Annotated in this window: 8 protein-coding genes and 2 rRNA genes; 8 read left to right on the top strand and 2 right to left on the bottom strand. The window is 66.1% G+C overall.

Features of this window, described 5'->3' with window-relative positions; all coding sequences use genetic code 11:
- The 5 genes from VMT40_RS39185 to VMT40_RS39165 all read left to right on the top strand — a co-directional run.
- Positions 1-178: ribosomal RNA gene (locus tag VMT40_RS39185) — 23S ribosomal RNA — on the top strand; the annotation flags it as partial.
- Positions 179-244: 66 nt separating this feature from the next.
- Positions 245-361: ribosomal RNA gene (rrf, locus tag VMT40_RS39180) — 5S ribosomal RNA — on the top strand.
- A gap of 165 nt (positions 362-526) precedes the next feature.
- On the top strand, positions 527-1,261 hold the full coding sequence (locus VMT40_RS39175; RefSeq protein WP_326364738.1) for a rhomboid-like protein: 735 nt from the start codon (positions 527-529) through the stop codon (positions 1,259-1,261).
- Positions 1,262-1,284: 23 nt separating this feature from the next.
- Positions 1,285-1,962 carry an endonuclease NucS gene (gene nucS, locus VMT40_RS39170; RefSeq protein WP_326364737.1) on the top strand — a complete coding sequence of 226 codons (678 nt, stop codon included), beginning with the start codon at positions 1,285-1,287 and terminating at the stop codon, positions 1,960-1,962.
- Positions 1,963-1,971: 9 nt separating this feature from the next.
- Positions 1,972-2,277: an ATP/GTP-binding protein gene (locus tag VMT40_RS39165; protein ID WP_326364736.1), complete on the top strand. Its 306-nt coding sequence runs from the start codon at positions 1,972-1,974 to the stop codon at positions 2,275-2,277.
- 118 nt (positions 2,278-2,395) lie between these two features.
- Here the strand turns inward: VMT40_RS39165 and VMT40_RS39160 are convergent, their stop codons facing one another.
- The gene (locus VMT40_RS39160) at positions 2,396-3,367 is read right to left on the bottom strand and encodes a hypothetical protein (RefSeq protein ID WP_326364735.1); all 972 of its coding nucleotides are present in this window, start codon (positions 3,365-3,367) and stop codon (positions 2,396-2,398) included.
- A gap of 86 nt (positions 3,368-3,453) precedes the next feature.
- The gene (mce, locus tag VMT40_RS39155) at positions 3,454-3,921 is read right to left on the bottom strand and encodes a methylmalonyl-CoA epimerase (protein WP_326364748.1); all 468 of its coding nucleotides are present in this window, start codon (positions 3,919-3,921) and stop codon (positions 3,454-3,456) included.
- Positions 3,922-4,064: 143 nt separating this feature from the next.
- Between mce and VMT40_RS39150 the strand changes: the two genes are divergently transcribed.
- From VMT40_RS39150 to VMT40_RS39140, 3 genes are all read left to right on the top strand, one after another.
- Positions 4,065-5,249 carry an acetyl-CoA C-acetyltransferase gene (locus tag VMT40_RS39150; RefSeq protein WP_326364734.1) on the top strand — a complete coding sequence of 395 codons (1,185 nt, stop codon included), beginning with the start codon at positions 4,065-4,067 and terminating at the stop codon, positions 5,247-5,249.
- A gap of 150 nt (positions 5,250-5,399) precedes the next feature.
- Positions 5,400-5,771 carry a DUF3817 domain-containing protein gene (locus tag VMT40_RS39145; RefSeq protein ID WP_326364733.1) on the top strand — a complete coding sequence of 124 codons (372 nt, stop codon included), beginning with the start codon at positions 5,400-5,402 and terminating at the stop codon, positions 5,769-5,771.
- A gap of 58 nt (positions 5,772-5,829) precedes the next feature.
- Positions 5,830-6,690 carry a tetratricopeptide repeat protein gene (locus VMT40_RS39140; protein WP_326364747.1) on the top strand — a complete coding sequence of 287 codons (861 nt, stop codon included), beginning with the start codon at positions 5,830-5,832 and terminating at the stop codon, positions 6,688-6,690.
- Positions 6,691-6,693: the final 3 nt, after the last annotated feature.

The raw sequence follows: 6,693 nt of genomic DNA, 5'->3' as shown, positions 1-6,693 counted from the left end.
CCACGTTCGGAAGGGATAACCGCTGAAAGCATCTAAGCGGGAAGCCTGTTCCAAGATGAGGTTTCTCACCCCCTCGAGGGGGTAAGGCCCCCAACAGACCATTGGGTTGATAGGCCAGAACTGGAAGTGCAGTAATGCATGCAGGTGACTGGTACTAATAGGCCGAGGACTTACCAACAAAGAAGCTACGCGTCCACTGTGCAGTATCTGAAACAACACACGAAAGTGGATAGTTTCATAGAGTTACGGCGGCTATAGCGGTGGGGAAACGCCCGGTCCCATTCCGAACCCGGAAGCTAAGGCCACCTGCGCCGATGGTACTGCACTCGACAGGGTGTGGGAGAGTAGGACACCGCCGGAACATCCTTCGCGAAGGCCCCCAGCATCAGCTGGGGGCCTTCTGCGTATCCGGATAACCCTGCGTTTCACGGGTACGGTGGCGGTGTATCCCGGATACATATCGAGAGATATGGGATCCACAGAAAGCTCCCAGCGGACAACCAGTCTCGTTGCGGATGGAACGGCAATGATCGAGGGCATGGTCATCGAAGCGGTACCGGCGACGCCGGTGGTCACCAATCGACGGTTTCGGCTGTCGGCTCTCTGGCTGCCCGCGACATACAGCTATGTCGGGCTGCTGATTCTTGGTGCTGTCGCGCTCACCATGGTGAGCGCCAAGAACGAGACCCGAATTGTGCTGCACGCCAGCACCAATCTGCACAATCTCGCCAATGGCCGGTTCGGCACGCTGTTCTCCAGCGCCTTCCTGGTGGGTGAGGGCGCGGCCACGGCGTTCATCATCGTTCCCTTCCTGGCCTGTCTGCTCGCCTTGGCGGAGCGCCGTTTCGGTGCCGTGCGACTCGTGCACACCTTCTTCATCGGACATATCGGCGCGACCGTGCTGGTGGCCGTCGGCCTGTGGGTGGCGGTGGAATCGCAACTGGTGCCCAACAGCATCACCATGGTCGAGGATGTCGGCGTCAGCTACGGCGCGATGGCGGTCGTCGGCGCGCTCATCGCGGTGCTGCCTTCCCATCGCCGCTTCGTCTGGGCCGCAAGCTGGCTCACGCTGGCGTTGGGCGGCGTGCTGGTGTGGCACACCTTCACCAATGTCGGTCACTTCTTGGCGTTGTGTCTGGGGCTGGGTATCGGTCGGCTCATGATTCGCCGTCAGGTGGCGCCACAGCGGCCGATGAACTGGACGGATTACGTATTGCTGGCGGGCGGTTCCGTTTTCGCCTGCCTGATGCTGTTGGGCTGAATCCGGGTCACTAGACTCGACCGGTGCGCCTTGTGATTGCTCGATGCCAGGTCGATTACGTTGGCCGTCTGACCGCCCATCTGCCGATGGCCCGTCGCCTCATCATGATGAAGTCCGACGGCTCGGTGCTCGTCCACTCCGACGGCGGCTCCTACAAGCCCCTGAACTGGATGAGCCCGCCGTGCTGGCTGGAGGAGCGCGAAACCGACTCGGAGACAAGCCAACTCTGGGTGGTCACCAACAAGGCGGGTGAGGAGCTCCGCATCACGGTCGAGGACATCGAACTCGACTCCAAGCACGAGCTCGGCGTGGACCCCGGTCTCGTGAAGGACGGTGTCGAGGCCCATCTGCAGGAGTTGCTGGCCGAGCACATCGAAACCCTCGGCGCGGGCTACACCCTGATCCGCCGCGAGTACATGACCGCCATCGGCCCGGTCGACATTCTCTGCCGCGATGCCGACGGCGCCACGGTGGCGGTGGAGATCAAGCGCCGCGGCGAGATCGACGGCGTCGAACAGCTCACCCGCTACCTCGAACTGCTCAACCGCGACCCGCTGCTGGCCCCGGTCGCCGGTGTGTTCGCCGCCCAGCAGATCAAGCCGCAGGCCAAGACGCTCGCCACCGATCGCGGCATCCGTTGCCTGACCCTCGATTACGACGCCCTGCGCGGCACCGAGTCCGACGAATTCCGGCTGTTCTAACCTCGGACCATGCCCCGCCGTAAACCGCGCCCCAAGGACGCCGCGCGCTCCCGCCAGGAGCCGCGGCCCGTGGGCGATGTCTTCGGCCGCACCGAGCCCGGCCCGGGCACCGACGAAACCTTCATAGTCCGCACGGTCCCCGGTACCCGCGCCACCAAGCCCTACCGCTGCCCCGGCTGCGACCACATCATCCCGCCCGGCACCCCGCACATCGTCGCCTGGGCCGCCCACGGCGGCGAAGACGACCGCCGCCACTGGCACACCGGCTGCTGGAACGGCCGCAACACCCGCACCATAACCCGCCGCTGGTCCTGAGTTCACAGCGCGCCAACGGTTTTGGGCGCGGCCGAACCGCGGGTGCGGATATAAGGAAGGCCGCTTCCGGGGTGGAAGCGGCCTTCGAACGGCTTCGGGTTGTCGCCCGTGGAGTGAATTAGCTGGAGATGTCGGCGTTTTCGCGCTCGTCGACGATCTCGTCGTCGTCGTGGGCCTCCGAGATGGCCTTGCGGCCGCCCTTCTGGATGGAGCGCTGTTCCGGTGCGCCGTCGAGGAGTTCGCTCTCGCGGTTGACGGCGGCGAGCATGGCCGGGACGGAGTCGAGCTGGCCGCGGATGCCGAGCAGCTGGGCCAGGACGCGGCCGCGGAGGACACGCATTTCCTCGGCGAGTTCCTTGGCGTGCGCGATCTTTCGATCCGCGGTGTTGGTCGCCGAGGTGATGAGGCGGTTGGCCTCGTCGGTGGCGTCCTTGATGCGCTGGGCGGCCTCGGCGCGCGAGGTGGCCTCCAGCTCCTCCATGGCGCGGGTCAGCTTGGTGCGGCGCTCGGCCATGGTGACCTCGAAGTCCTGCTGCGTGGCCTTGCGCTTGGCCTCGGACTCCTTGGTGAGGCGGTCGGCCTCGGCATTGGCGGCTTCGACGATCTTGGCGGACTCGGAGCGGGCGTTGGCGAGGGTCTGCTCGAACTCGATCTCGAGCGCTTCGCGCTTCTCCTTGGTCTCGGCGAGGAGCGATTCGTACTTCCCACGCATTTCGGTCGCCTGCTGTTCGGCGATCGAAATCATCTCTGCCGCTTCGGCTTGCGCCTGGGCGCGAACCTCGGAGGCCTCGTCGGAGGCCAGGCGGAGCATGCGCGAGATGCGATCGGACATACCTTCGGCGGTGGTCGGCGGCACCGAGAGCCGGTCGACCTCCTTACGGAGCTCGTCGATCTCGTCCCGGGCATCCTCGAGCTGGGCCGCGAGATTGCGGGCCTGCGCCGCGGCGGCATCGCGATCGGTCGCGGTGACCCTTAGCTCGGCATCGAAACGGTCGAAGTAGTTACGCACCTCGTCACGGTCATAGCCCTTCCGCACAACGGTAAAGGGCAGTGCAACGAAGCGATTACGATCGGGCTCAGTGGACGACATGCCCCACAAACTACAGCCTGACGACCACTGATGGTGACCCGACCGCGAATGTTGTTACAGCCTCTTTAGAGGGCCGGATTCCGGTACTAGTGGGTAGTTTTCGCGGCTGGTTCGACGAGTTCCACCAGCACACCGCCAGCATCCTTGGGGTGGATGAAATTGATGCGGGAACCAGCCGTTCCACCGCGCGGCTCGGCGTACAGCAAACGCAAGCCCCGTTCACGCAGTTGCGCGGAAACGGCCTCGACATCGGTGACTCGATACGCGAGCTGCTGCAGGCCAGGCCCGTTTCGATCTATGAACTTGGCGATCGTGGACGCCTCGTTGAGGGGAGCCAGCAACTGCAAGGCAACCGAGCCCTCGGGTGTGCCGGGCACCGACAGCATGGCCTCGTGCACGCCCTGCGCCTCGTTGATCTCGCGATGCGTCTCGACCATGCCGAGATTGTCCCGGTACCAGGCCACCGCGGAATCGAGATCCGGCACAGCGATTCCCACGTGATCGACGGCGACGACGTATTCGGACGGGATGAATTCGGTCTGCTCTGACGGCACCGCCGTCGTCTTCTCGGTGTTGCTCACACCACGAACGGTAGCGCGCACCCACATACCCTCGCCGAAGTGCAGCGAGTTACCGTGGGGTAAGGCTCCGATGGTTGGCGGAGCACTGACCACACGACGTAAGCGAGGCCCTCATCGTGTCCACCACCTCCGTCATCGTCTCCGGCGCGCGCACGCCCGTCGGCCGGTTGCTCGGATCGCTGAAGGACTTCAGCGGCTCCGATCTGGGCGGGATCGCCATCAAGGCGGCACTGGAGAAGGGCGGGGTCGCGCCCGAGCAGGTCGACTACGTGATCATGGGTCAGGTCCTCACCGCGGGCGCGGGCCAGATCCCGGCCCGGCAGGCCGCGGTCGCCGCCGGGATTCCGATGGATGTCCCGGCGCTCACCGTCAACAAGGTGTGTTTGTCCGGTATCAATGCAATCGCGTTGGCGGATCAGCTGATTCGCGCCGGTGAGTACGAGATCGTGGTGGCCGGTGGTCAGGAGTCCATGACCAATGCCCCGCATCTGCTGGAGAAGAGCCGCGAGGGCTTCAAGTACGGCGATGTGAACCTGCGCGACAGCATGGCCTACGACGGCCTCTACGACATCTTCACCGATCAGCCCATGGGCGCGCTCACCGAGCAGCGCAATGACAGCCAGCCGATCAGCCGCGAGGACCAGGACGCCTTCGCCGCGGCCTCGCACCAGAAGGCCGCCGCCGCGTGGAAGAACGGCCTGTTCGAGGACGAGGTGACCCCGGTCGCCATCCCGCAGCGCAAGGGCGACCCGATCCAGTTCGCCACCGACGAGGGCATTCGCGCCGACACCACCGCCGAGGCCCTGGCCAAGCTGCGCCCGGCCTTCCGCAAGGACGGCACCATCACCGCCGGTTCGGCCTCCCAGATCTCCGACGGCGCGGCCGCGGTGGTCGTGATGTCCAAGGCCAAGGCCGAGGAATTGGGCCTGAGCTGGATCGCCGAGATCGGCGCGGCGGGCGTCGTCGCGGGCCCGGACTCCACCCTGCAGGACCAGCCCGCCAACGCCATTGCCAAAGCCTGTGCCAAGGAAGGCATTTCGCCCACCGACCTCGATTTGGTCGAGATCAACGAGGCCTTCGCCGCGGTGGGCATCGCCTCCACCCGCAAGCTCGGCATCGACCCGGAGAAGGTGAACGTCAACGGCGGCGCCATCTCCATCGGCCACCCGCTGGGCATGTCGGGCGCCCGCATCGTCCTGCACCTGGCCCTCGAACTGAAGCGCCGCGGCGGCGGCATCGGCGCGGCCGCCCTCTGCGGCGGTGGCGGTCAGGGCGACGCCCTCATCCTCCGCGTGAAGTAAGCGGCGAGACGAACGTGAACGGCTCCGGCTCGAAACGAGCCGGAGCCGTTCTGTTTTCGGAATCCTGATACCAGGATTCCGGCGCGGGCGTACCGGATGTGACCAGTGCAACGACAGGCTGTCGTAGTCGATCCGGCAGAATGGGGAGTCATGGGTGATTTCTTCGACCTTTCCACGGTCGCGAAACGTGTGCGGTTCTTCGGCCTGTTGGAAGTTCCCTCCTGGGTGCTGCTGTTCATCGGTTCGGCGCTCAAGCGCGCGGATGCCCTCGGCATCGCCGATCAGCCGATCAAGTGGCCGGTGATGGTGTTCGGCATGCTGCACGGCATCGTCTTCCTGGCCTACGCCATCAACTGCCTGCTGGCCTCGCGGGAATTCGAGTGGCCGGGCAAGACCACGGGTCTGGCCCTGCTGTCCTCGGTGGTCCCCTTCACTTCGGTGTGGTTCGAGCGGTGGGCGATCAACTCCGGTCAACTGGGGGAGCTGAGCACGGCCGCGACACCCGCCGTCGCTCGTTCGTGACAAACTGGATGTCGTGACTCGACCTGCACGCCGTCCTTCCGCCGCCGCAGCCGCCGCCATGTCGGGCGCGGTTGACCTGTCCGCCCTCAAGCAGCCAGTCGCCGCAGCGGGAGATATCCCGGGCGACCACGCCGTCACCGAGGCCAACTTCGAGGAGCGGGTGCTGCGGCGCTCGACCCAGGTGCCGGTGGTGGTGGCGCTGTACTCGCAGCGCAGCCCCGGCAGCATCGAACTGGTGAAGCTGCTCGAGAAGCTGGTCGGCCAGGGCGGCGGCGACTGGGATCTGGCCACCGTCGAGGCCGAGGCCAATATGCGCATCGCGCAGGCCTTCGGCGTCCAGGGCATTCCGACCGTGGTGGCCGTGGCCGCGGGCCAGCCGCTCGCCGACTTCACCGGTAACCAGCCCGAGGAGCAGGTCACCCAGTGGATCGCCGCGGTGGTGGACGCCGTGCGCGGCAAGCTTCCCGGCGTCGGTGCGGGCGGTGCCGATGCCGAGCCCGAGGCCCCCGAGGATCCGCGCTTCGTCGCCGCCGAAGAGGCCTTGGAGAACGGCGATTTCGCGGGTGCGATCGCCGCCTACCAGGCCATCCTGACCGCCGAGCCGAACAATGCCGAGGCCAAGGCCGCGCTGCGTCAGGTCCAATTCCTTTCCCGCGTCCAGGAAATCGATCCCACCGCCGTGGCGAAGGCCGACGCCGATCCGTCCGATCTGGACGCCGCGCTCGCCGCCGCCGACGTCGAAATGTTCAACCAGCAGCCGGAACTCGCCTTCGACCGCCTCATCGCCCAGGTCAAGCGCACCGCCGGGGACGACCGCACCCGGGCCCGCACCCACCTGCTCGAGCTCTTCGAACTCTTCGACCCCGCCGAGCCCATCGTCGTCGCCGCCCGCCGCAAACTCGCCGCCGCACTGTACTGAGCC

Origin of the sequence: Nocardia sp. CDC160, from assembly GCF_035818795.1 — a bacterium.
Lineage (GTDB): Bacteria > Actinomycetota > Actinomycetes > Mycobacteriales > Mycobacteriaceae > Nocardia.
This window is presented reverse-complemented; position numbering and strand designations above follow the sequence as displayed.